The 24,097-nt window shown below is 38.0% G+C and carries 24 protein-coding genes; 15 read left to right on the forward strand and 9 right to left on the reverse strand.

The genetic code is table 11. From position 1 onward, the window contains the following. The first annotated feature begins 8 nt into the window (after window positions 1-8). The 4 genes from rlmN to AC0N32_RS10295 all read left to right on the forward strand — a co-directional run bounded on the left by rlmN (window position 9) and on the right by AC0N32_RS10295 (window position 4,352). The gene (gene rlmN / locus AC0N32_RS10280) at window positions 9-1,043 is read left to right on the forward strand and encodes a dual-specificity RNA methyltransferase RlmN (protein WP_476393761.1); all 1,035 of its coding nucleotides are present in this window, start codon (window positions 9-11) and stop codon (window positions 1,041-1,043) included. 74 nt (window positions 1,044-1,117) lie between these two features. Next, the gene (locus AC0N32_RS10285) at window positions 1,118-2,056 is read left to right on the forward strand and encodes a sterol desaturase family protein (protein ID WP_476393762.1); all 939 of its coding nucleotides are present in this window, start codon (window positions 1,118-1,120) and stop codon (window positions 2,054-2,056) included. 313 nt (window positions 2,057-2,369) lie between these two features. Then, the gene (locus AC0N32_RS10290; RefSeq protein WP_476393763.1) at window positions 2,370-3,242 is read left to right on the forward strand and encodes a hypothetical protein; all 873 of its coding nucleotides are present in this window, start codon (window positions 2,370-2,372) and stop codon (window positions 3,240-3,242) included. A 132-nt stretch (window positions 3,243-3,374) separates the two neighbouring features. Further along, window positions 3,375-4,352: a polyprenyl synthetase family protein gene (locus tag AC0N32_RS10295; protein ID WP_476393764.1), complete on the forward strand. Its 978-nt coding sequence runs from the start codon at window positions 3,375-3,377 to the stop codon at window positions 4,350-4,352. Window position 4,353: 1 nt separating this feature from the next. Here the strand turns inward: AC0N32_RS10295 and AC0N32_RS10300 are convergent, their stop codons facing one another. Continuing rightward, window positions 4,354-4,647 carry a hypothetical protein gene (locus AC0N32_RS10300; protein ID WP_476393765.1) on the reverse strand — a complete coding sequence of 98 codons (294 nt, stop codon included), beginning with the start codon at window positions 4,645-4,647 and terminating at the stop codon, window positions 4,354-4,356. A 137-nt stretch (window positions 4,648-4,784) separates the two neighbouring features. On the opposite strand from AC0N32_RS10300, the gene AC0N32_RS10305 reads away from it, so the two are divergent. After that, window positions 4,785-7,217 (forward strand): alpha-ketoacid dehydrogenase subunit alpha/beta, encoded by a 2,433-nt coding sequence (locus tag AC0N32_RS10305; RefSeq protein WP_476393766.1) that lies wholly within the window; start codon window positions 4,785-4,787, stop codon window positions 7,215-7,217. 57 nt (window positions 7,218-7,274) lie between these two features. On the opposite strand, the gene AC0N32_RS10310 is transcribed toward AC0N32_RS10305, so the two are convergent. Further along, the gene (locus AC0N32_RS10310) at window positions 7,275-7,664 is read right to left on the reverse strand and encodes a winged helix-turn-helix transcriptional regulator (RefSeq protein WP_476393767.1); all 390 of its coding nucleotides are present in this window, start codon (window positions 7,662-7,664) and stop codon (window positions 7,275-7,277) included. Window positions 7,665-8,050: 386 nt separating this feature from the next. Here AC0N32_RS10310 and AC0N32_RS10315 point away from each other — a divergent pair, with 386 nt between their 5' ends. After that, window positions 8,051-9,112: an NADH:flavin oxidoreductase gene (locus AC0N32_RS10315; RefSeq protein WP_476393768.1), complete on the forward strand. Its 1,062-nt coding sequence runs from the start codon at window positions 8,051-8,053 to the stop codon at window positions 9,110-9,112. Window positions 9,113-9,740: 628 nt separating this feature from the next. On the opposite strand, the gene AC0N32_RS10320 is transcribed toward AC0N32_RS10315, so the two are convergent. Together AC0N32_RS10320 and AC0N32_RS10325 are read right to left on the reverse strand one after the other, a co-directional pair. Continuing rightward, a complete protein-coding gene (locus AC0N32_RS10320) occupies window positions 9,741-10,943 on the reverse strand; it encodes a C1 family peptidase (protein ID WP_476393769.1) in 1,203 nt (400 codons plus the stop codon). A 74-nt stretch (window positions 10,944-11,017) separates the two neighbouring features. After that, a complete protein-coding gene (locus AC0N32_RS10325; RefSeq protein ID WP_476393770.1) occupies window positions 11,018-11,272 on the reverse strand; it encodes a hypothetical protein in 255 nt (84 codons plus the stop codon). Window positions 11,273-12,229: 957 nt separating this feature from the next. Between AC0N32_RS10325 and AC0N32_RS10330 the strand changes: the two genes are divergently transcribed. The 8 genes from AC0N32_RS10330 to AC0N32_RS10365 all read left to right on the forward strand — a co-directional run bounded on the left by AC0N32_RS10330 (window position 12,230) and on the right by AC0N32_RS10365 (window position 18,910). Then, entirely contained in the window at window positions 12,230-12,748 is a 519-nt protein-coding gene (locus AC0N32_RS10330; RefSeq protein ID WP_476393771.1) for an RNA polymerase sigma factor, read from the forward strand. Window positions 12,749-12,758: 10 nt separating this feature from the next. Continuing rightward, the gene (locus AC0N32_RS10335; RefSeq protein WP_476393772.1) at window positions 12,759-13,865 is read left to right on the forward strand and encodes a hypothetical protein; all 1,107 of its coding nucleotides are present in this window, start codon (window positions 12,759-12,761) and stop codon (window positions 13,863-13,865) included. Window positions 13,866-14,007: 142 nt separating this feature from the next. After that, window positions 14,008-15,984: a vWA domain-containing protein gene (locus AC0N32_RS10340; RefSeq protein ID WP_476393773.1), complete on the forward strand. Its 1,977-nt coding sequence runs from the start codon at window positions 14,008-14,010 to the stop codon at window positions 15,982-15,984. Window positions 15,985-16,098: 114 nt separating this feature from the next. After that, window positions 16,099-16,602, forward strand: coding sequence for a GbsR/MarR family transcriptional regulator (locus tag AC0N32_RS10345; protein WP_476393774.1), 504 nt, complete (start codon window positions 16,099-16,101; stop codon window positions 16,600-16,602). 69 nt (window positions 16,603-16,671) lie between these two features. Beyond that, entirely contained in the window at window positions 16,672-17,016 is a 345-nt protein-coding gene (locus AC0N32_RS10350; protein ID WP_476393775.1) for a hypothetical protein, read from the forward strand. Between the two features lie 6 nt (window positions 17,017-17,022). Beyond that, window positions 17,023-17,427 (forward strand): hypothetical protein, encoded by a 405-nt coding sequence (locus AC0N32_RS10355; protein WP_476393776.1) that lies wholly within the window; start codon window positions 17,023-17,025, stop codon window positions 17,425-17,427. Window positions 17,428-17,505: 78 nt separating this feature from the next. Then, window positions 17,506-17,910 (forward strand): hypothetical protein, encoded by a 405-nt coding sequence (locus tag AC0N32_RS10360; RefSeq protein ID WP_476393777.1) that lies wholly within the window; start codon window positions 17,506-17,508, stop codon window positions 17,908-17,910. A 106-nt stretch (window positions 17,911-18,016) separates the two neighbouring features. Next, window positions 18,017-18,910: a TIGR01777 family oxidoreductase gene (locus tag AC0N32_RS10365; RefSeq protein ID WP_476393778.1), complete on the forward strand. Its 894-nt coding sequence runs from the start codon at window positions 18,017-18,019 to the stop codon at window positions 18,908-18,910. 152 nt (window positions 18,911-19,062) lie between these two features. Here AC0N32_RS10365 and AC0N32_RS10370 read toward each other — a convergent pair whose 3' ends face one another. From AC0N32_RS10370 to AC0N32_RS10380, 3 genes are all read right to left on the reverse strand, one after another. Continuing rightward, the gene (locus AC0N32_RS10370) at window positions 19,063-19,464 is read right to left on the reverse strand and encodes a hypothetical protein (RefSeq protein ID WP_476393779.1); all 402 of its coding nucleotides are present in this window, start codon (window positions 19,462-19,464) and stop codon (window positions 19,063-19,065) included. A gap of 376 nt (window positions 19,465-19,840) precedes the next feature. Beyond that, the gene (locus AC0N32_RS10375; protein ID WP_476393780.1) at window positions 19,841-20,338 is read right to left on the reverse strand and encodes a hypothetical protein; all 498 of its coding nucleotides are present in this window, start codon (window positions 20,336-20,338) and stop codon (window positions 19,841-19,843) included. Next, window positions 20,338-21,969 (reverse strand): RHS repeat-associated core domain-containing protein, encoded by a 1,632-nt coding sequence (locus AC0N32_RS10380; RefSeq protein WP_476393781.1) that lies wholly within the window; start codon window positions 21,967-21,969, stop codon window positions 20,338-20,340. The genes AC0N32_RS10375 and AC0N32_RS10380 overlap by 1 nt, the downstream gene beginning before the upstream one ends. Before the next feature lie 380 nt (window positions 21,970-22,349). Between AC0N32_RS10380 and AC0N32_RS10385 the strand changes: the two genes are divergently transcribed. After that, the gene (locus tag AC0N32_RS10385) at window positions 22,350-22,793 is read left to right on the forward strand and encodes a hypothetical protein (protein WP_476393782.1); all 444 of its coding nucleotides are present in this window, start codon (window positions 22,350-22,352) and stop codon (window positions 22,791-22,793) included. Window positions 22,794-22,821: 28 nt separating this feature from the next. On the opposite strand, the gene AC0N32_RS10390 is transcribed toward AC0N32_RS10385, so the two are convergent. Next, a complete protein-coding gene (locus AC0N32_RS10390; RefSeq protein WP_326319547.1) occupies window positions 22,822-23,196 on the reverse strand; it encodes a hypothetical protein in 375 nt (124 codons plus the stop codon). Next, window positions 23,186-24,097 (reverse strand): RHS repeat-associated core domain-containing protein (locus AC0N32_RS10395; RefSeq protein ID WP_476393783.1); only part of this gene is annotated, 912 nt, incomplete at its 5' end. The genes AC0N32_RS10390 and AC0N32_RS10395, both read right to left, overlap by 11 nt.

Genomic DNA, 24,097 nt, shown 5'->3' on the forward strand with positions numbered 1-24,097 from the left:
TTACCTATATGAAAGACATCAGAACTTTATCACTCGACCAGCTTAAAGAATACTTTGCTTCTTTGGGCGAAAAGCCTTTCCGTGCGAAACAGGTGTACGACTGGCTGTGGAGTAAAAACCTCCATTCGATTGATGAGATGACGAATCTTTCGAAAACTCTTCGTGAAAGAATTTCCGAGGAATATACCATTAATCCGGTTTCTGTTGATCAGCTACAGAAAAGTTCAGACGGAACCATTAAAAACGGTGTTAAACTGCATGACGGATTACTTGTAGAATCAGTTTTAATTCCAACAGAAACCAGAACGACAGCTTGTGTTTCCTCACAGGTTGGCTGTTCATTAAACTGTGAATTCTGTGCCACCGCGAGACTCAAAAGAATGAGAAACCTGGAGGTTGCCGAGATCGTGGATCAGGTTGCTTTAATCGACAGCCAGAGCAAAATGTACTTCAACAGACCGCTTTCCAATATTGTCTTTATGGGGATGGGCGAGCCGATGATGAACTACAAAAATGTGGTGGAAGCCATCCGTAAGATCACCCAGCCGGAAGGTTTAGGAATGTCTCCCCGAAGAATTACTGTCTCGACATCAGGAATTCCAAAAATGATCAAGATGCTTGCTGATGATGATCTGCGGGTAAAACTGGCCTTATCGCTTCACTCGGCCATCGAATCCAAACGGAATGAGATCATGCCTTTCTCTGATAAATTTCCATTAACCGACATTATGGAAGCCCTTCAATACTGGTATCAGAAGACAGGATCTGTCATTACTTTTGAATACTGTGTCTGGAAAGGCATTAACGATGGTGATGAAGATATTAAAGCTTTGATTAAATACTGCAAACAGGTTCCTTCCAAAGTTAATTTAATTCAATATAATCCGATTGGTGACGGAAAATACGACCAGTGCAACAAGCAGGCAGAGGAAAACTATATCCGTCAGCTCGAAAATGCGGGAATCGTATGTATGGTCAGAAAAAGCCGCGGCGGAGATATTGATGCAGCCTGTGGCCAGCTGGCTAATAAAACAGCCGATTAAAATTTCATTAAAAAAATCAAAAAAAATCCTTAACGTTTTCTTAAAATCCTAACTTTGCACAAAATCAGGTGACAATGATGGATTATTTTTTAGGTAAAGACGGCCTTGAAAACGTTTATGCCTGGTCAATTCCGGTTCACGCGACAATTATTCTTGCAGAAATGATTTATAGTCATGTCGCGGAAGCCAAGCTGTACAACGGTAAAGATGTTGCGACCAGCATTTACCTTGCTGTGCTCAATTTTGGACTGGATCTTGTCATGAAGGCCTTTGCCATGGGGGTCATGTTTTTCTTTTTTAACCACAGGATTTTTTCATGGGAATATACGGTCTGGTACTGGCTGATCTGTTTTGTGGTCACGGATTTTGCTTATTACGTGCTTCATTATGTCGATCATCACTCAAGAGCATTCTGGGCGGTTCATATTACCCATCACAATTCTGAATATTTCAATCTTACGACAGGTTTCAGAAGTCCTGTTCTGCAGCCGCTTTACAGATATTTATATTTTTCTCCACTGGCTTTTTTAGGATTTAATCCCTGGCATATTATGGTTGTTTATGCAATCGGACAGGTCTATGGAACCTGGGTTCATACGCAGACGGTAAAGAGTATGGGAATTCTTGAATATATCCTCGTTACCCCTTCGCATCACCGTGTTCACCATGCGTGCAATATCAAATACCTGGACCGGAATATGGGCATGTGCCTCATTATATGGGACAAAATATTCGGAACCTTTGAAAAGGAAGATCCTACTGTACCTGTAAAATACGGGATTTATCCGAAGATGCCTGATAATAAACCTGATACGGTTCTTCTCTATGAGTGGCGAAAAATCTGGAAAGACATTAAACAGCCTGGCTTATCAGTTTCAGACAGGATCAATTATATATTCAATTCTCCGGGATGGCGGCATGATGGCACCGGTAAAACCGTAAGGCAATATCAAAAGGATTATTGGGCGAAGAAGAATAAGAAAAGTCCAAAGCCACATAAAAAAACAGCGTGATTTTTTATAATATTAATTAATTTCCAATGGAATCTATATAATCAATTCAGGCGGATTTTGTTAGTACTTTTATTGGCTTATGCATATCAATTTTTCAAAACTTTATTGAATGAAACACCGCTTATTAAAAAGACAAATTATAATCTAATATTAGATTTTGCTATCATTTGCTGAGTGTTAACGCCTTTGCGAACAAAAAATAAACGCAATCATTTACAATAAAGCTTTGCGCCCGCTGCGTTAAAAAAAGATTCTTTGTTATATAAACTTGAATTAACACAAAAATTAAGGTCATTTATAATATTTTTACAAAATGAAAAAAATATTTCTGGCTTTTATTATTACAATCTCCACTCCTTCGCCTGCTCAGCAGTCCGCTATTTTTAAAATCAGAAAATACAGAATAAGCTATCTGGATGAAAGCATCAAAGAAACATCGGGTTTGAGTCTTATGAACGGAAAACTTTACACATTCAATGACAGCGGCAATTCTCCCGAACTTTTTGAACTGGATAAAACAACAGGGGCCATTGTAAGTACATTAAAAATCAACGGTAAAAATAAAGACTGGGAAGCTTTAACCAATGACGGACAGTACTTTTACATCGGTGACTTCGGAAATAACAGCGGAACAAGAAAAGATCTGGAAATCTATAAGATACCTTTTAATGGTTTATGTGAACATGTCTCAATGAGTGTGATTTCTTTTGAATATCCCGAGCAAAAAGAGTTTGTTCCTAAGAATACTTTTACTGATTTTGATGCCGAAGCGATGATCTACCTGAATGGAAAAATCCATCTTTTTACGAAAGAATGGAACTCAAAATCTACCACGCATTATGTCATTGATCCTAATGATCCGGCTAAGCAGCAAGCCCGGAAAACAGAATCTTTCAAAACGAATTTCGTGGTTACCGATGCTTCTTATTTTGATAAAAAGCTTTATCTGGTCGGTTACACAAAAAAAACTGAAGTCTTTTTAAATATTTTTACAGAAACTGATCCTGGCCAATTTTTCAAAGAAAAACCTGTTCGGTACTATTTAGGCAGCGCTTTATCCATCGGCCAGATCGAAGGAATTGCCGTAGATGAGACGGGCATTTATATTTCAGGCGAAAAATTTCATTCCCCATTAGGCGGATCAAAGCAGAGTCTTTATTTTATTCCAAAAGATAAACTTAAATAATAATTTAATTTTTTTCATTTTTTTATCTAAAATTGAGATGATTGACGAATCATATTCGTATTAATTTCTCTTAATTTGACTGAAAAAAATTATCTTTGTGGGAATTAATAATTTATCCATCATCCAAAGATTGTGGCGAATACTGTAGAAGAAATCAAGCGACCGATCAATGAGGAAATGAAACTTTTTGAGCAGAAGTTTTATGAATCCATGCAGAGTAAAGTACCTTTATTAGATAAAGTCACGCGCTTTATCGTTACTACAAAAGGGAAACAGATGCGCCCTATGTTCGTTTTTCTATGCGCCAAACTGGTCGGGAATGTCAATGAAAAAACCTACCGTGGTGCTTCCATGATTGAGCTGATCCATACGGCGACACTTGTTCATGACGATGTGGTGGATGAAAGTTTTAAACGACGTAACTTCTTTTCAATCAATGCTCTTTGGAAAAATAAAATTGCGGTTTTAGTTGGGGATTACCTTTTGTCCAAATCTGTTTTACTTTCAACGGATCATAAGGATTATGATTTATTGGGCGTTATTTCCAGAACGATCCGCGAAATGTCCGAAGGCGAGCTCTTACAGCTTGAAAAAGCCAGAAAACTGGATATTACCGAAGAAGTCTACTACGAAATTATCCGTCAGAAAACCGCAACATTAATCGCTGCCTGCTGCGAGATCGGTGTTTTGTCCAATAATGCTGATGCAGATTTAGCTAAAAAAATGATGGATTTCGGAACCTACACCGGGATGGCGTTTCAGATTAAGGATGATCTTTTCGATTACCTGAGCTCAAATGTGATCGGAAAGCCGGTAGGAATCGATATCAAAGAACAAAAAATGACACTGCCGCTGATCTTTACGCTGAGAAATGCTGACGAAAAAAATAAAAAATATTACTTCAACACCATCAAGCGTTACAACAACGATCAGAAACGGGTAAAGGAATTGATCAGTTTTGTGAAGAATTCGGGTGGCCTGGATTACGCAATTTCCGTCATGAAAGATTTTCAGCAGAAAGCCAAAGATATTCTCAATGAATTTCCCGATTCCGAAGCTAAGAGATCTTTACATATTATGCTGGATTACGTGATTGAGCGAAAATTTTAAATTAAATGATTTCCATCGTCACAATAATTACAGCTAGAACAATACAAAATAAAGCGATTAAAAATAAATAATCCGCAATAGTTTCAAATCTGAACCCCTGCTTTTCCCGCTGGGATCTTATCGCCAGGAAAGAGAAAAAACAGCTGAAGGCAAAGAACAGGCAGGCGATACCTGCAAATTCGTCCAAATGCGTGCTGTGACTGATCTTTGAGATCTTCAGAGAGGTAATGATCACCAGCGAAAATCCTAAAAGATTGCTTGAAGCATTCAGAATATGAGAGGATTTCTTTTCCATCTGTACAATTTTTTCTCAATATAAATACAATTTTTTTTATTATCAAATTTTTAAAAAAGATTATTAAAAATTAAAATTAATTTAAAAAGTGTATATTAGCAAAATACTTCAAGAATTATAAAATTTTTTATCGGGCTATGCAGACAACCTATATTGAAACACAGCAAATTTCCTTTCAAGACTTTAAAAATCAGATCCTTGAAGATTATAAGTTGGGAAGGGTTTCTCGCGAAATGTCATACTTAGGCAGAAGAGAAGTTCTTACGGGAAAAGCTAAATTTGGTATTTTTGGGGATGGTAAGGAACTTCCTCAGCTTGCAATGGCGAAAGTTTTCAGAAATGGAGACTTCCGTTCGGGATATTACAGGGATCAGACCTTCGCATTGGCTGTAGATGCACTGACAGTTGAGAGTTTTTTTGCTCAGCTCTACGCCGATACAAGCGTTGAAAGAGAACCGGCATCCGCAGGAAGACAGATGAACGGCCACTTTGCAACAAGAAGTTTAAATGAAGACGGAAGCTGGAAAGACCTGACTGCCCAGAAAAATATCTCTTCGGATATTTCTCCGACAGCCGGACAGATGCCTAGGTTATTAGGCTTGGCGCAAGCCTCCAAAATATATAAAACCGTAAAATTTGATGGCTCAGAGAAATTCTCAAAAGATGGTAACGAAATTGCTTTCGGAACGATTGGTGATGCTTCTACTGCTGAAGGTCACTTTTGGGAAACCCTGAATGCTGCCTGTGCATTGCAGGTTCCGATGATCGTTTCAATTTGGGACGACGGATATGGAATTTCCGTACCTACGATGAAGCAGCGGGCTAAAGCAGATATTGCTGAAATGCTGAGCGGTTTCCAGAGAAAAGAGGGTGAATTCCAGGGATGTGAGATTATTCAGGTAAAAGCCTGGGATTATCCTTCACTATTGGATGCTTACGCCAGGGCAGAGCAGTTTGCCAGAGTGGAAAGTGTTCCGGTAGTAGTACATGTCGTGGAAGTTACCCAGCCTCAGGGACACTCGACTTCAGGATCTCACGAAAGATATAAGAATGAAGAGCGCCTGGCATGGGAATCTCAGTTCGACGGTTTGGTAAAATTCAAAGAATGGATCCTGGATTATTCTATTGAAATCGATGGTCATGAAGAAGTTCTGGCAACAGCTGAACAGCTTGAGGCTATCGATGAAGAAGCGAAAAGAACGGTGAAGGCCGGACAGAAGGCTGCCTGGGAAAACTATCAGAAAACCATCACTGATTTAATTCACACGGTTTTACCTTTGGTTGAGAATCTGAAAAGTCAGAATACTGAAATTGAAAACTATATCAATCAGTTCAATAAACTGGTTTCCAAGGCGAAGAAAGATGCTTTTCACCTGGTGAGAAAGTCTTTACTGGCCACAAGAGGGACAAATTCGGCGGAGAGAAATCAGCTGATGCAGAAATACAGCGAGATTTTTGAGGTTGAAAAGGATAATTATTCTTCTCATTTGTATTCACAGTCTCAATGGAAAGCCGAAAACGTAAAAGAAGTAAAACCCATCTATTCTGAAAACTCTGAAGATGTTGACGGAAGAGTAGTGGTGCGAAATAATTTCGATAAAATATTCGAAAAATATCCTGAAACACTGGTTTTTGGTGAAGATGCCGGAAATATAGGCGACGTAAACCAGGGATTAGAGGGGATGCAGGAAAAATATGGTGACGTTCGCGTTGCCGATACGGGAATCCGTGAAGCGACGATCCTTGGACAGGGAATCGGTATGGCGATGAGAGGTTTAAGACCCATCGCTGAAATCCAGTATCTCGATTATATTTTATACTGCTTACAGGGCATGAGTGATGATCTGGCGACCGTTCAGTACAGAACAAAAGGCGGACAGAAAGCACCGGTAATCATCCGTACCAGAGGACACCGACTGGAAGGCGTATGGCATTCGGGTTCTCCGATGGCGGGAATTCTTAACCTTTCAAAAGGAATTTTAGTATTGGTTCCGAGAAACCTTACCAAAGCGGCCGGATTTTACAATACCATGCTTCAGAGCGACGATCCTGCGGTAATTGTGGAATGTTTAAACGGATACAGGTTAAAAGAAAAGCAGCCTGATAATTTAGGTGAATTCACGGTTCCTGTAGGAAAAATAGAAGTGACAAAAGAGGGAAGTGATGTGACGCTGGTAACCTACGGATCGACCTGGAGAATTGTTATGGAAGCCGCAGAAGAACTAGGAAAACTGGGTATTTCGGCAGAAGTTATCGATGTTCAGTCATTAATTCCTTTTGATCTGACTCATGAAATTGCGGAGTCTGTCAAGAAAACAAACCGATTGGTCGTAATAGACGAAGACGTGGAAGGTGGAACTTCAGCTTTTATTTTACAGCAGATTTTAGAAAAACAGAAAGCTTTCAGGTTCCTGGATTCTGATCCGTTGACGATTGCAGCAAACGATCACAGACCGGCCTACGCCAGCGATGGAGATTATTTCAGCAAGCCGTCTGCAGACGATATGGTAGAGAAAATTTACGCGATGTTTAACGAAACCAATCCTCAGAAATATCCTGCGATATTTTAACTGGAAACTTTTAGATAAATTTTGAAACCGCTTTCTTTGGAGAGCGGTTTTTGTTCATCAAACAACAGTCTTCTGTAATTTCTTGCCCTCCATAATCATTTTACAAGCCTTTTCCTTCTCAGGATCATACACATGGTATTTCATTTCCCATTCTTCCAATTGATACAAAATGGGTAACAATGCCAATCCTTTCTCCGTAAGTGAATATTCAACTCTGGGAGGGATTTCTTTAAACTCTTCCCGAATGACCAACCCGTCGGCTTCCATTTCACGGAGCTGATCGGTAAGGACTTTTCTGGAAATAACGTTAATGCGCACGGCGAGCTCCCCAAAACGTAATTTACGGTCTTTAATGACCAAAACAATAATCGGTTTCCACTTGCTTCCCAAGGCCGACATGGCTTTACCCAACGGACAGCTGTATTGCATTAATTCATTCTTTTTCATAAGGGCTTATTTTAATTTTGCTGTTGATGAACGCGAAGTCCACCAAGATTTTTTTAACTGCTAACTGTTTTTAAGTTTCACAAAGCCGCTGTGCTTATAAAAGTATAGCAAAGGTTTTAATCTCAATCTTAGCTTTTACCTTATTGAACACGAAGTTCATGAAGATTTTTTTAACTGCTAACTGTTTTTAAGTTTCACAAAGCCGCTCTGCTTATAAAAGTCTAACAAAGGTTTCAATGTTAAGCTTAACCTCAATCTTACTCCCGAGTTACTTCCACGTTACCATCATCAGTTACCGCAAAGTTACCACTTTTTTTTATTCGGGGATACAAATGCGAACTATTATTAGTTACTTTGTGTAACAATTATAAAATGCAATTAAAAGAATGAGCACAGAATCATTATTTAAGCCTTTTCATTACAAGAATTTAGAACTAAAAAATAGAATCGTAATGGCCCCGATGACACGGGCGCAATCAGATAACGGGGTTCCTACACAGCAAATTGCCGACTATTATGCCAGAAGAGCAGCAGCTGAAGTGGGATTAATTATTTCTGAAGGTACCGTCATCAACAGGCCGGCTTCAAAAAATATGCAAAATATCCCTGATTTTTACGGTACTGAAGCATTGAACGGATGGAAAAACGTCATTGATGCCGTTCACGAAAACGGAGGTAAAATGGGGCCTCAGATCTGGCATGTCGGTGATACGAGAAGTACGTCGGATTATCCTTTGGAGGATATGGAAAAAGCTTCAACGATGACCTTAGAAGATATTCAGGATACGATTGCCCAGTTTGCGGCTTCTGCCAAATCGGCTAAAGATCTTGGATTCGATGTGCTGGAAATTCATGGGGCACACGGTTACCTGATCGACCAGTTTTTCTGGGAAGTGACGAATACCAGAACAGATGAATATGGCGGAAAGACCATTAAAGAAAGAAACCGTTTTGCAGTGGATGTCGTAAAAGCCATCAGAGCTGCAGTGGGCGAAGATTTTACGATTATTATCCGTCTTTCTCAATGGAAGCAGCAGGATTATTCAACCAAATTGGCGAATACTCCGGAAGAAATGGAAGAATGGCTGTTGCCGCTGAAAGAAGCGGGTGTAGACATTTTCCACTGTTCACAGCGAAGATTCTGGGAAGCGGAGTTTGAAGGTTCTGATCTGAATTTTGCGGGTTGGGCTAAGAAAATTACCGGTCAGCCAACAATTACTGTTGGTTCCGTAGGGCTTGAAGGTGATTTTATGGCAGCTTTCGGCGGAAAAGGAACTGAAAAAGCAGACCTGACGGAGCTTACCAGAAGACTGGAAAGAGGGGATTTCGATCTTGTTGCCGTAGGCCGTGCTATTCTTCAGGATCCGGAATGGGCCAGAAAAATTAAAGAAAACAATACCGAAGCCTTGCTTGATTTTTCAGCAGAGAGCCTCGGCGTATTATACTAAGAGTTAATGGTCAATGGTGAATTGTTTTCGCGGTTATTCCTTTTGGAATTAACAATCAACTATTCACTGCGGAGAGAATGTTGCTATTGATTATTTTACCATATCTTGATTACCTATTTAAATTTTTTAACAAAGAGGCTGTCCAAAATGTCGGGCAGTCTCTTTTTTTATGCCTGAAAATTTGATAAGTAATTTTTATCTTCAAGAGTAGCAATATCTTTGTAGTAGAAAATAACGGTAGGATATCGAAAGAACGCCGTAGCTGTGCTATGATAAGATAGAACTCCCAGGGAGTTCCGGTACAGGATGCAGATATTCATCTACACACATATTGCTCCTCTGGAGCAAATCCTAAGCTGTGCTGTAAAATCATTATTTACATCAGATAGAGCGCTGGCAATTGCAAAAAGGTTTAGGGTAGCTTCGTTATTTTTAAGGTAAATTTTTATTCAGATAGGATCATCAAAATGAGCTTTAAACATACTTGTCGATAAACCTTTTATCGGAAGTTTAGAAATAAATTAATAGTTAAATGATTTAACCTAAAATAAAACCGTCTTCAAAAAATTGAAAACGGTTTTTAACAGATTAAATATCTAAAATTGCCAGATGGCAATAGTGATTCATTTTAAAGGCCAATGTTTTTCGTAGGCTTTAGTTGTTTTTTAATGCTTTTCGGAAGGGCATCTTTGTGAACAAGAATGGCGGTCGATTTATATTCGACGTAAGGTCTTGTGACGTACAGGTATCCTTCGAAATCATTGGTAACGCCCCATGAATTTTTTACCATATAATATTCTTTTCCGCTCTGATCTTTTGCGAGTCCTACGATATGCATACCGTGATCGTCAGTAGTAGAAAGATTGTTCAAAGCCTGCTGGCGCATATCTTCGGTGATGGTTTTATCTTTTTTAGGTTCTGTGAATAAGGTTCCTTTGTTGTCTTTGGTAATCTGATCAAGATCCATATCCGGAACATAGGCCACCCCGTTCTTGTAAGAGAAATACGGTTCGGAAACATCGGTAGCCCAACCCACGGAATATCCTTTATTAACGGCGTTATCAATGATGGCTGTCAGGTCTTTCATCGGAACGTTCCAGTCGGAATCATGGCTCCAGTTGTCGGGAATCGGCACTACGAATTTCTGGTAATACGGATAGTCTTTATAGGAAGAGATCTCTACATAATCTTCAGGATTAATGCCTACGACTTCTTTGGCGAATGTTTTGGGCGTGTAAGATTTTCCTTCATAGGTAAAGTTGGCAGGAACTTTTCCCAAGTACTGATCTAAAATCGCATCTACCGAAGACATCCAGTTGTCGGTAAGCTTTCCTTTAGCTCCGGCCTGAACAAGACTGTCTAAAACAGGTTTTAATTTACCCTGCATTTCAGTGAAATTATTCAGGGTCTGTCCTTGTTTTAATCCGGTATAGGCATCCTGAGGAACGGCTCCGTATTTTTTATACATATTGATCACGTCATGAAGCTCACCTCCATCACCCCAGCTGATGGCTCCGTTGTTTAAAACATATAATTTTGCTTTATCGTGGTAAGAGTTTCTTGCGGTGAAGATTTCTGCAAGGTCTACAGGTTTTTTGCCCATTCTCTGCATTTCAGACTCCAGGAAAGAGTTCCCGGAATAGCTCCAGCATGTTCCCGAAGAACCCTGGTTCTTTACCGACGTTGCCCCTACGTCTTTCAGCGTGGTAAACTGGAAATTGGCATTTTGGGACTGATTGTTTTTTAACTTGTTGATTAAGTCATCCTGTGCAAACATCATACTTCCTGCAGACAAAACAAAAAGTAATGATACAAATCTGGTATTTTTCATTACTATAAATAGATTATTTATACGAATAGTCGTTCGTAATACAGATTCGTTACAGGGGTAAAGGTTAAATCTGTTTAAGAATTTTTATGAAAAGTTAAATGGATTGGCGAAATTTTCAGGGGTGATGTCGGATATATTTTGTCCGGTGCTTCATATAGTCTGGCGGAAGGCTTATCTACTTTGGCGGATGTCTTATCTGTTTTGGCGGAAGGCTTATATACTTTGGCCGGTGTCATATATAGTTTGGCCGGTGTCATATCTAGTTTGGACAAAGGCTTATCTATTTTGGACGGTGGTTCATACAGTTTGGACAAAGCATTGTTGTTCATCAATACATCTTTTTGAATCAATATTTGGGAAATTTATAGTATTAACGCAAAGTTTTGCTTATCATTCCGTTTATTTTTAAGGTGTTGAAGAAGGCGGCAAAGCCGCTGATTAAGCGTGGGTATGATGTGTGTAAGCTTAATCAGATCAGCTTGCTGATCCTTCTTTGCCTTCTTAATTGTATACAGAGAAGCATAAAACTTTGCGTTAAAAAAAACAGAGAATAAAGTTGCGTGATGCCTGGATTTGATATTTTAGAGGCTTCGTCAATATATCTGTTATCTTCAACCAAAGGCTATATTTGGGAAATTCATAGTATTAACGCAAAGTTTGATGATCATTCCGTTTTATTTTAAGGTGTTGAAGAAGGCGGCAAAGCCGCTGATTAAGCGTGGGTATGATGTGTGTAAACTTAATCAGATCAGCTTGCTGATCCTTCTTTGCCTTCTTATTGTATACAGAGAAGCATAAAACTTTGCGTTAAAAAAAACAGAGAAATAAAGTTGCGTGATGCCTGGATTTGATATTTTAGAGGCTTCGTCAATATATCTGTTATCTTCAACCAAAGGCTATATTTTGGAAATTCATAGTATTAACGCAAAGTTTGCTTATCATTCCGTTTTATTTTAAGGTGTTGAAGAAGGCGGCAAAGCCGCTGATTAAGCTTGCGTATGATGTGTAAGCTTAATCAGATCAGCTTGGTGATCCTTCTTTGCCTTCTTAATTGTATACAGAGAAGCATAAAACTTTGCGTTAAAAAAAAGAAACCAGCCTGAAATGACTTCTTGCTTTGCTTCCTGTCATGATCATTAGAAGATAGGGAACTTTGATTATAAAAAGGGGAAAAAAAGGTGAGTGATGGCTCAAATTTGAGTTTAAACCTTTATTTTTAAAAAAAGTTTGGTAGGTTTCCAACCTTTTTTAAATTTTCTGCATCTATGTAGATATAATGCCTGATTATGGAACGAGAGTTACTATTGGAATGTCAGCGGAACGACCGCAATGCGCAGCGGAAAGTCTACGAACGGATGGCGGGAAAACTGTATGCGGTCTGCAGACGCTACCTGAAAAGTGAGGAAGATATTGAAGAAGCTTTGGCAGACACCTTTTATAAGATTTTTACGAAGATCGACCAGCTTCATCAGCCTGAAATTTTTGAGGCCTGGGCAAGAAAGATTGCAGTAAATGAGTGCCTGCAGAAGCTGAGGGCGGCAAAGCATCTGCATATTTCACTGGAGGAAAGCCATATAGGCAGTTCGGACCATGCGCCTGAAAGTCTGTCATTAGAGAAAGATATCCTTAGTCTCCTGAATTTTCTGCCGGAGGGTTGCCGGGCGATTTTCAATCTTTTTGCCATTGAAGGCTATCCTCATAAGGAAATCGCATCGATGCTTTCCATTAGTGAGGGAACTTCAAAATCCCAGCTTAATTTCGCGAGGAAAAAGCTTCAGGAACTTCTAGTCAACCAAAATATTTAAACGTTAAGCAATGGAAAATAATCACGATATCGATAAAGCTTTTAATGAGGCGTCTAAAAATTCGGAAGAATCTGCGACTTTTCCTGGTTTTGATAAAGTCTGGGCTAAAGTGGAGGAGCGGCTGGACCAGAAAGAAGTGAAGAAAAGAAAGAACATTCCGCTTTGGATTCCCTATGGCGTTGCGGCCAGTTTATTGGTGGTATCCGGAATTTTCTACTTTACCCATGAAAAACAAAATAAGGAGATTCAGCAGGAGGTGATCACTACTCATACTGACTTTCAGAAGGAGAGTCCTGCCGCCACTTCATCGCCGGTGCAGAGGATTGACAGTCTGGTAAAGATGAATATCCAAAGTGAAACAATGCCTGTTCCTTCGGAAAGAGCAATAGCCTACCAGGCAGCTCCAAAACTGAATGCACCGCTTCCGGCTTCTCCTATTGCTGAAATGAGCGTTGTGGCAGCATCCCGTTTAGAATCAGCCCAGGCCGCCGAACAGCAGAAGATGGCGATGGATAGTGTAAGGCGTCAGAATATAGAGGAAGTGATCTCCATGGGAATAAAAAAGGAAAAAGCTTCAATGGGTGCTCTTGCATCGAGCCAGAAGGTTTCAGGCCTCAATGCGGTGGGAGATACTGCGGAATCTTTTTATCCTGATCTTGCCCTCAACCTGAAGGAAAAAGAATTCAATATTAATAATAAAAGGTATGTTAAAACAGAGAAGCCTTTTTCGTTTCAGAATCTCAGCAGCGGTCTTGTGGGCGAAAAAGCGGATCCGAATGTTTTTAAAGACATGAGTCAGGGAGCGCGTGTGAATTCTGTTCCGGCGTCGGTAAATCCAGTGAAGCCTGATGTCACGATCAAGATACAGGGAACGGGAAATGCAGCTCAGGACCCGATGCTGGTGATCGACGGTAAGGTGTCTGATATGAAAACGTTCAGCAATTTAGATCCTCAAAAGATCGAATCGGTAACGGTTCTGAAGGCGAATCAGGCAGCGCCGTTGTTTTCGGGAGAAAAAGCGCGCAATGGGGTTATTGTCGTTATTACCAAGTCTATTTCCAGGAAGGAAAAGCAGAAGCTGAAAAAGTTTTTTAATGAAAAACTTCTTAAGGAATAGCCCTTAAAATCTTTATAACTCATAGTCATTCAATATAAATCTTATAAGAAGCTTCTCCGGAGGTTTCTTTTTTTTTCCGGTAAGGTGCAACTTTTTCAACAAAATGAATCTTTAATATAAGAAGATTAAATTTAAACAGCATATGAGAAAAACAGGAACAGCAATATTGGTATTAGCCGTACTGGCAGGATGTAAGACGAAAACGGTTTCAGGATCAGACGGGGTAAAAAAAATCAGCATTGAAAAGGATAAGGACCAGGATGGGATAAAGAACAGCCGAGACAAATGCCCGGAAGTTGCGGGTCCCTCTGAAAATAAAGGCTGTCCGTGGCCGGATGTGGATGGTGATGGTATTGCGGATAAGGATGACCCGTGTAAGGATGTTCCGGGACCTGTTGAAAATAACGGTTGTCCATGGCCTGATGCAGACGGTGACGGGGTGACGGATAAGGACGATGCCTGCCCAACTGTTGCAGGGCCTGCGGAAAACAACGGCTGTCCGTGGCCGGATACAGATGGCGACGGAATTCTGGATAAAGATGATGCGTGCCCCACCGTTCCCGGACTTCCGGAATATAATGGCTGCCCGAAACCGAAAACGGTGACGGCCATGGAGATTGAATCTTCATTAAGTCCGTATGTCGGAAAATCGTATAACCATAACCGCTTTGCGAAGAAAACAGTGAAAAAATCTGCAAAGAAAGTTGTTGATTATGATAACGAAGAGTATGATGCATTGGTGGAAAATCCTTTTGAGCTGACGAAGAATCAGCCATTGTCGACATTTTCTATTGATGTGGATAATGCTTCTTATTCCAATGTCAGAAGAATGATCGAATACAGAGAGGTGGATAAAAATGCTGTGAGGGTGGAGGAAATGGTGAATTATTTTAAATACAATTATCCCCAGCCTAAACTTAACCAGCCTTTTTCCATCAGTACCGAGGTGGATCTGGCACCCTGGAACCCGAAGCATAAACTGCTTAAAATAGGATTAAAAGGAAAAAATATTCCGATGAATAATCTTCCTCCTTCCAATATTGTATTTCTGATCGATACCTCGGGTTCTATGGAAGATGAAAATAAATTGCCGCTGCTGAGGTCTTCGTTAAAAATATTACTGGATCAGCTGAGACCGGTAGATAAAGTATCGATTGTGGTGTATGCGGGGAGTGCGGGCGTAGTTTTACCTCCGACTTCGGCTGCTGAAAAAGCAAAAATTATAAAAGCGCTCGATCAATTGCAGGCAGGAGGAAGCACTGCCGGAGGAGCGGGAATTGAGCTGGCCTACCGACTGGCCCGGGAAAATTTTATAAAATCAGGAAACAACCGTGTTGTTCTGGCTACGGATGGTGATTTCAATGTTGGGGTATCTTCCAAGGGAGATCTTGAAAGTTTAATTGAAGAAAAAAGAAAATCGGGGATCTTTCTTACCTGTCTTGGCTACGGAATGGGAAATTATAAGGACAACAGGATGGAAACTCTTGCCGATAAAGGAAACGGGAATTATGCGTATATCGATAATCTTCAGGAAGCTAATAAGTTTCTGGGAAGAGAATTTGCGGGAAATATTTACACGATTGCCAAGGACGTAAAGATCCAGATTGAGTTTAATCCTAAATATGTTCAGTCGTACCGTTTGATAGGGTATGAGAACAGAAAATTAAGAAACCAGGATTTTGAAAATGACAAAATTGATGCGGGGGAACTGGGAAGCGGGCATACCGTAACGGCTTTTTATGAGATTATTCCGACGAACAGCCGTTCTGAGTTTTTGCTCAAACCCAATAAACTTAAATATTCTTCGGCTTCGGCGACCCATACTTATGGTCAGGAGATGGCGACGATAAAGTTCAGATACAAAAAGCCACAGGGATCTAAGAGTTCGGAAATTATAAAGATTGTGGAAAATTCAACTCCGAAAAAGGTGAGTGAAGATTTTCATTTTGCATCAGCCGTTGCCTGGTTTGGGCTCGTGTTAAGGGATTCGGAGTTTATTAAGAAAAAAAGTTTAAAGGATATCGAAAATCTTGCAAAACAGAATAAAGGAAAAGATACGGAAGGATATAGAACGGAATTTGTAAAAATGGTTCAGAAATACAGTAAGATGAGTAATTAAAATTAGGTTAACAGGCATTCGGAAACGGGTGCCTGTTTTTTTATATAATATATTTTCAGTAATTATTGAAAGTTTAAAATATTTGATTATATTTGTATCAGAATTAATGATGTTATGAAACTTTCAGAAGCCAAAGAAAAATATATTCAGACGTGGGGTACATTTGCGACCAATTGGGGAATCAATCGTACCATGGCGCAGGTTCACGCGTTATTGCTGGCCAGTGACAAACCACTTTCGACGGATGAAGTGATGGAAGAGCTTGAAATTTCGAGAGGAAATGCCAACACGAACCTGAGGGGGCTGATAGACTGGGGAATTGTAAAAAAAGCACATATAAAAGGGGACAGGAAGGAGTATTTCACCGCTGAAAAAGATGTATGGTATCTGTTCAAGCAGATTACGAAAGAGCGCAGGAAAAGAGAGATCGAACCGGTGATTTCTTTTCTTGAGGAACTGAAAAATATTGAAGATAAAGACTCGGAAGGAGCAAAAGAGTTCATTAAGCTGATGGAGGATTTCAGTTCTGTAACGGGGAAAATAAACAATATAATGGATCTCGCCATAAAAAGTGACGATCACTGGCTGGTCGGTAAAATTACCAGCTTATTGAAATAGAAAGGGTGTACATCCCTTTTTTATTTCTCTGTTGTTTTCAAAAATTATTGAAAATATAAAAACTAAAAGATGTTTAGTATTCTATCCTATATTATTTTCCTGACGGCCAGCTCTTATATCACGGTAGATGTCGGGAGAAGATGTTACCATGCGGGGAAATCTTACCTGGAGTATCTCATCTATGATCAGAATCTCTGTCTTACGATCAACAGGATCCTTTTAGGCTGTTATTATCTGATCAACCTGGGATATCTTGCCATCAGCCTGACCAGCTGGGAGAGAATACTGTCTTTTGAACAGCTTCTGGCGGTAACGGCAATCCGTATCGGAAACATCATGCTGATCCTTTGTGTATTACATTACATGAACATTTTTACCCTTTATCTTTTAAGAAAAAACTTAACTCTAAAATAAACGATTATGACAGCAACTATCTTAACCACTGCAACGTACAATTTTTCAGCGTACATGATTTATTTACCTATCGTTACTGCACTTACCATTTTGGTGACGCAGTTTCTCTTTAAGAATTCAAAAACTTTTATGATTGATATTTTTCATCAGAAGGAAGATATTGCGATGGCGACCAATTCACTGTTCAAGATAGGATTTTACCTGCTGAACATCGGTTTTGCCCTGTGCATTATTGAGTTTTACAAAATTGAAACGGCGGAAGAACTTGTGGTAAACATGAGCGAGAAGATCGGGAAATTCTCCATTTATCTTGGCATCATGATGCTCTTCAATCTGCTGTTTTTCCTGAAAGGCCGCAAACACGCCATGAATAAAGAAAAATCTTATAAAAATGAAAACACTCGTATTTAAAATATGGATGTATTTTACATTCAAACTACAAAATAAAAGGACCAGAGGAGATTTTTTAAACCTTTAAAATCAATAGCTATGAAAACTTTATTCAAATATGATTTCCGGATTCAACTGGTTGCCATCCTTATTTTTACCGCAACTTTGATCATGATCGCACTCACGAAAAATGAAGTTCTGATGACGTTGATTAAAGTTGAATTTTTTATTTTGGCGATTGTTCAGTATACAGTGAATATCGCAAAATTTTACAGTAAAAGTTACGTGAGAAAGCTTTCCATAATCATCTATATTTCTGTTTCCAGCTATGTTGTTGTGTCCTTTTTACTGTTTATTCTGGGGATTAAACTAAATTACAGGATGGTCAACGACTTTTTTGAATGGATGCCCGTTTCGTGGCTCGCTGCCACACCGGTTCTGATCGTACAATCGTTGATCATAAGCTTTTATGACCGGGATAAGCAAGAACGAAAAGAGAACTGATATGGCGAGCATAGGATCGTCCGAACTGTAAAGTTTCCATCTAATTAAGTACTCCACATATGAATAGCCATCAACCATCAATTCATTAACCATTAAAAATACTAGAATGAAAATACTGATTGCTGCCGGCACAGGCTTTCTCGGGAAAAGTCTCGAAGTGTATTTTACGGAAAAAGGTTATGAAGTTATGATCCTTACCCGAACCCCGATACGTTCAAATGAATATCATTGGGATGGAAAAACCCTTGGTGCATGGAAAGATCTTCTGGAAAGCGCAGATGTTGTAATCAACCTGGCCGGAAAATCAGTCGACTGCCGGTATACTGATAAAAACAAGCAGGAAATTTATTCATCCAGAATTGAGAGTACGAAAGTCCTGCAACAGGCGTTTGATCGCTGTACCCAGAAACCGAAAATCTGGCTGAATGCCAGTTCGGCAACGATCTATATCCATTCGGAAAACCATTTAAATACTGAAGAAAATGGCATCGTCGGCGATGATTTTTCGATGAATATCTGTAAGAGCTGGGAAAAGGAGTTTTTCAAACAGGAAACAGAAAATGTGAGAAAAGTAGCCTTACGGACTTCTATCGTATTAGGAAATAACGGCGGCGCTTTTCCAAAACTGAAAATGATTACGAGATTAGGTCTTGGCGGAAAGCAGGGGAGGGGCAACCAAAATATCAGCTGGATCCACGTAGAAGATTTCTGCAGGGCTGTTGAGTATATTATTGACCACGAAAGTATTTCAGGCCCGGTAAATATCACGGCCCCTCATCCTTTGTCCAATGAATCTTTTATGAAAAAATTACGGAAGGCGATGAAAATCCCATTTGGATTGAATGCTTCGGTCTGGCAGCTGGAATTCTCTTCTCTATTCCTGGGAACCGAAACAGAATTACTGTTAAAAAGCAGGAACGTTTATCCCCAGAAGTTGATTGACAGTGGTTTTAAATTTTTGTATCCTGATGTTGAAAGGGTGTTTGGGGATTGGGCGTGATGAAAAACATCATATATGATCAATTTAAACGGTATGTGATGAGTGCCCACAAAAAAAGTATTTAAAGACTTCTTCCTGAAAAATGGAACTATTCTATAAACTAAAAATCCCGCCGATAATAGCGGGATTGATTATTTCATTTCATTTTTGTTTTAATAGGAATTTTTAAGCCATAAACTATCAATTGTCGAAAGTTTATTATTTACAATAGCAAAACGAGTATTTTCGAAAAATTTAAAGTGCAAGTTATTTGATAAATTTTTACCAAAAGAAATTGTTTTAAGTTTTTTTTCAACTTTGATATACTTGTTATTTTGCGTATAGGAATTAAATTTAATTTTTGATAAATTCAGTTTCAATAAACTTTTTTTGTAAGTAAATTCAGTAGAGTCCGTTTTCTTCTCATTTTCAATTAAATAAATTATACTTTGATTGTTGCTCAATAATTTAATTTGATAATTATTTTCAAAGTTATCCTTAAGAACATATTCAGAATAACTATTACAAGATATTAAGCTTAAGAAAAAAAACAGGAATAAAATCTTTTCTCTCATTTTATTGATTTGAATTAAATTGTTCTTTAGTTATTCCTTTAATAATCCAGTAAATCAAGGAATACATAATGATATACCCGTCTTCTGTGGCTCTTTTCCGTTGTATTTACATTGACACGATGGAGTAACTTCTAGCACATTGTATCCTTCATGTTTTAGTCCTAAAGAAGAATAATAATTGTTTTCTTCAAGAACTTCTATGCTGTTGCCGTTGTTGAAGTAACTTACATTGCACGTTCCCCAAGTGGTCAGTATAGTTGTAAATATACTTATTTTCAAAATTTATTAAACTCACCACATTTTGTAGTGGTTTTGCTTTTATCTACGTGATAAAAGCTGCAAGCTTTCAATAGTGTGCAATCAATTCGGGATTTGTTTATTTCATTATTTTAGGAACATTTTTAATATCTGGTTCAGGAATCTCATTTCTCTTTAAATTGTATTCTGCTTTTTGAAAAAAAGTATTTAACTCACCTTTATACACTTCAAAAAAAGTATACTTACGTTTTTTATAAATAATTTTATATATATGTCCTGTTACATTGTAACTAACTCTTTGATTATAAATTTTTTTCGAACATTTTATCAAATTATTGATAAAAGGAAAGTCCAATATATATGTTGAATCAGTTGGTTTGAAGGTATGAAAAACTTTTCCTTTATATATGTAACATTTGTTATCTAGTAATATTTTGGGCAAAAAATCCACATCATTTTTTGTTTCCGCAATAATTAAACTATCTTTCCTTTGAAAAATGAAATATTCAACATCTTTTTTTTTTGAACAAATAGAATTATTTAATATAGAATTAATTCTTTGAGCAGACATTGTACAAAATAAAAAGCACAATATTGTTAATAAATATTTTTTCATTATTTATAAATTGTATCTACAGTTAATGTTTTTACCGTACCCATATTTTTGTTTCCATATCCTTTTTCTGTTGCCCAATATTTCCATAAATTCATAGGACCATTATTGGGGGCATAAAGCATAAAACTCATAGGTGAATATGTTGGCTTGTTAGGGGCATTTTTATGCGCTAAATAACCTGTTAAAGCAGAAGTGTAATCATCATTTACCCCACCTCCAGCTCCCATAGAAGGTTTATTAAGGTTTTTATGTGAATGTATTTCAAATAAGGTATATCTAACATTCTTATTAAAAAAATAAGCCGGTGTTAAAGCTGCTTCGTGTCCTGTAAAAACAGCTGTTAAACTACTTGTTGCATTTAGTCCCCATTCTACATTCGAATTTTTGGCTGCAAATGAAAAAACACTAAGTGCATCATTTGCATTTTTTGTTGTACCATAGTTTATTCCTTTGGAAAATCCTTTTTCAGATATAGGTGTATTGTTTGCCAGGCCACTTATAATTGAACCACTATTTTTATCTGTTTTAATAACTTTTGCATAATCGATTCCTTCTTTTCCTTCTCCACTAATTGCTTTTTGCGCAAGACCATTAGAACCTTTTATGGCATTTCCGTTAGAATCGCTTTTCGCTTTATAAAGCCTATCAAAATTATCATCTGTCTTTTGAATCAAACTAACATTTCCATTATTATCAACTCCATAATCATCGTAGTTCATTCCGTTATAATCTACATAAAAAATCGGATTATTTCCAGATATATGATACGTAGACATTGGTTGGTACATTTCCGCCAATGGATCCACCACACCCCATCTTCCAATCTCCGGCATATAAAATCTTGCACCATAATCATACATTCCCGTTTCTGTCTGCAATTCTTTACCATTATATTTGTAAGAATACAGCCCTCCTAAGTTTGAGGTTCCAAAGCTACTGGCAATATGATTCATTCCAAAAGCGTAATAATTGTTGGTATCCTTAATTTCCAATGCTCCACTGCTGTTTTTAGCATAGCTCACTCTTGCATTTCCCAGATGATCCCTGTACTGGTAAATATAACGGTTTTCCGTGAAACTGTAAAATCCTTCAGCCGTAGGGACAAAATCAAGAATCCAGGTCGGAGTTAATGTTCCCGGAGTGAAGACCGGCGTTTTAAAAGCTTCTTTTTCGTAAGCCACACTCGTACGACACCACAGACACTGGGTGATCTCTGAAAAACTATACTGGAAGCCGTCCAGGTAGTCCGTAATGTTTGTCGTAATGGTAGGATTGCCCTTTCCCCCTCCATTAAAGTACGTTTTACGGACCTTGGTTCCGTCTGCCCGGTATAAATAATCTACGCCAAAGCTACTATAGGTGCCGCCAAAAGGATTGGCCTGGGTAATGGCATACGAATCAGGTAAGTTCAGGTGATTATAAGCAATTCCCTGAATTCCTTTGTCTTTCATCTTGATCATACTGCCGTTCAGGTTGTAATCTATAGTATTGTTTCCACCCTCGTATCCAGTTTGATTAAAGGCATTTTCAATGATTTTATCAAGACGGTTACCGGTGTATTGGTAATTGAGATCATCCACATTTGTTGCTGTAGGAGAATACACCTGAGGAGCATATCTTTTTAGCGTCAAGATATTTCCGTTCAAATCATAGGTGAGATATTCATCAAAGGTACCACTGACCCCGGTGCTTGGCTCTTTATAGAAAGCATTGGTCAGCCTGTTGAGCTTATCGTAGGTGTAATCGTATCTTTTTAATAGATTTTCAGAACCGTTGTTCCAGTCGATCTCCGCAATATTCCCATTGAATCTGGCAGGAGCAGCGTTCGGGTTAAAATCTATTTGTAAAATTATTTTATTTATCTTATAAAGTATTTATATTTGCTTAAATATCCTGCAATGCTCAACCGTTTCAACGACATCGAAAAACTTGATCGTGAAAACAAAAAACATCTGTTCTCCGTTGTAGATGGTTTTATTCAAGCTATGAAAATTAAAAATATTGCTGCGCTATGAAAAAGTATATTTTAATATTAATTGTCTTATTTTTGACAAGCTGTAATTTTAATAAAACCTATCGCAATAGGGAAGAAGATAAAAAAGAAGCCGAAAAAATTACTGAAAAATACTATCAGCTTATAAAAGAAAACAACAGAAAGGAAGCATTTAAATTATTTGGAGAAAAGTTTTTTGATAAAAAGTACGGCAAGATAAATAACAAAGAAGAGTTAAATCAAATGATTGACGATATTAATACAGAATGTGGAGATAAAATCTCAAATATTCAATTAACAATATGGGAAACTTTTGTTTCTGTGGGTACAAATCCAAAATCTCAATACGTATTATCGTATAGAATAGAAAGAAATATACAAAACACACAGGAAAAATTTACTTTGGAAAAAGAAGATGATTCTATTAAAATTGTGGGCTATGATGTTCATTTCACTAAATAAAAACAGCTACTTAAAGTAGCTGTTTTTATTATTCTAAAAGACCATTTTTTCGGGATTCTTCGAAATAATTATTCTTTATTATACTATCTTTTCTGAAAATATATTCAATCGAATCTCCTCTTTTCTTTGATATCGAATCTCCTACTTTATAGGGGTATTCTAGAAACTCATTAATTCCATTAGAAAACCTAACATAACCAAGATTATGTTGATCTTTATTGGAATAGATTTCAACAACTCTGGTATGCCTGTCTATGTTTAATAAATTTTGCTTTCTATCAGCGTTTGAGTTTATAATCAAATAAATAATAGTAAATAATAAAATACTTCCAAAAACTATTATAAATATTGTAATAGTTTTTTTACTGGATTTATCAACTTCTATATTAAAATTATTTTCCACGTACCCAGGTTTTAGATGCTGTCCACATTACAGGTAAACCTCCCTTCACTCCTGTACCTACACCTGCACTTACAGTAGTATATCCACTTTTAAAATCAGCAGAATTCTTTCCAAAACTTGCAGGATTAAATTGATCCATGGCAGTTGATGATTTTGTACGATTAAAAGTTCCACTATATGTTCCTGATGTAATTCCTTCACCTCCAGAATAACCCCGTCCGTCACCTGCAAAATCACTATTGACAAACTTATGTCCAGGATCTGTTGGAAGAACAAGGCCTGTTTCAAGACCTACTCCTGCACTTAATCCTAAATTTCCATTAAGAGAAAAGAACCAGTCTGTTTCATTATTACTATCAGTAACCTGACCTAAAGAAAAGCCAGCACCACCACCAAATGCAAAATTTGCACTGAAATTCCAAAATGAACCTGAGTTATCAGCTCCTTTTAATAAACTTCCTCCTTCTGTTGTTGTATTTCCAAAAGAAGTTGTTCCTGCTCTAAGGTCAGATACGGAACCATCTGCATTTAATTGATAATATGGAGTAACTGAACCTGTTGAAGAATCTGAATAATATATTGGCATTTCCTGCATAACATCACCATTGATCGTATTCTTATATTTATCAGAATTCAGAGCTTCTTGAGTTGTATTAACATTAGGATCATAAGTATATGTTTGTTTTCCATTAATTAGTTGTGGAACCCACCCTTTTGCTTCTCTACCATCAGGGTCTATAAACCTCAAAGGATTATTGAACGCATAATTATAAGGACTATGACGTGTCATCTTTTCACCTAACGGATCTACAACACCCCATCTACCAATATCCGGCATATACATCCTCGCTCCGTAGTCATACATTCCCGTCTCTTGGAGTTCTTTCCCATTGTACTTGTA

It is taken from the genome of Chryseobacterium endophyticum (assembly GCF_056333165.1).

Coding starts and splice junctions, on each gene's coding strand:
- rlmN (WP_476393761.1), top strand. CDS start 9: ATGAAAGACATCAGAACTTTATCACTCGACCAGCTTAAAGAATACTTT.
- AC0N32_RS10285 (WP_476393762.1), top strand. CDS start 1,118: ATGATGGATTATTTTTTAGGTAAAGACGGCCTTGAAAACGTTTATGCC.
- AC0N32_RS10290 (WP_476393763.1), top strand. CDS start 2,370: ATGAAAAAAATATTTCTGGCTTTTATTATTACAATCTCCACTCCTTCG.
- AC0N32_RS10300 (WP_476393765.1), bottom strand. CDS start 4,647: ATGGAAAAGAAATCCTCTCATATTCTGAATGCTTCAAGCAATCTTTTA.
- AC0N32_RS10305 (WP_476393766.1), top strand. CDS start 4,785: ATGCAGACAACCTATATTGAAACACAGCAAATTTCCTTTCAAGACTTT.
- AC0N32_RS10310 (WP_476393767.1), bottom strand. CDS start 7,664: ATGAAAAAGAATGAATTAATGCAATACAGCTGTCCGTTGGGTAAAGCC.
- AC0N32_RS10315 (WP_476393768.1), top strand. CDS start 8,051: ATGAGCACAGAATCATTATTTAAGCCTTTTCATTACAAGAATTTAGAA.
- AC0N32_RS10320 (WP_476393769.1), bottom strand. CDS start 10,943: ATGAAAAATACCAGATTTGTATCATTACTTTTTGTTTTGTCTGCAGGA.
- AC0N32_RS10325 (WP_476393770.1), bottom strand. CDS start 11,272: ATGAACAACAATGCTTTGTCCAAACTGTATGAACCACCGTCCAAAATA.
- AC0N32_RS10330 (WP_476393771.1), top strand. CDS start 12,230: ATGGAACGAGAGTTACTATTGGAATGTCAGCGGAACGACCGCAATGCG.
- AC0N32_RS10335 (WP_476393772.1), top strand. CDS start 12,759: ATGGAAAATAATCACGATATCGATAAAGCTTTTAATGAGGCGTCTAAA.
- AC0N32_RS10340 (WP_476393773.1), top strand. CDS start 14,008: ATGAGAAAAACAGGAACAGCAATATTGGTATTAGCCGTACTGGCAGGA.
- AC0N32_RS10345 (WP_476393774.1), top strand. CDS start 16,099: ATGAAACTTTCAGAAGCCAAAGAAAAATATATTCAGACGTGGGGTACA.
- AC0N32_RS10350 (WP_476393775.1), top strand. CDS start 16,672: ATGTTTAGTATTCTATCCTATATTATTTTCCTGACGGCCAGCTCTTAT.
- AC0N32_RS10355 (WP_476393776.1), top strand. CDS start 17,023: ATGACAGCAACTATCTTAACCACTGCAACGTACAATTTTTCAGCGTAC.
- AC0N32_RS10360 (WP_476393777.1), top strand. CDS start 17,506: ATGAAAACTTTATTCAAATATGATTTCCGGATTCAACTGGTTGCCATC.
- AC0N32_RS10365 (WP_476393778.1), top strand. CDS start 18,017: ATGAAAATACTGATTGCTGCCGGCACAGGCTTTCTCGGGAAAAGTCTC.
- AC0N32_RS10370 (WP_476393779.1), bottom strand. CDS start 19,464: ATGAGAGAAAAGATTTTATTCCTGTTTTTTTTCTTAAGCTTAATATCT.
- AC0N32_RS10375 (WP_476393780.1), bottom strand. CDS start 20,338: ATGAAAAAATATTTATTAACAATATTGTGCTTTTTATTTTGTACAATG.
- AC0N32_RS10385 (WP_476393782.1), top strand. CDS start 22,350: ATGAAAAAGTATATTTTAATATTAATTGTCTTATTTTTGACAAGCTGT.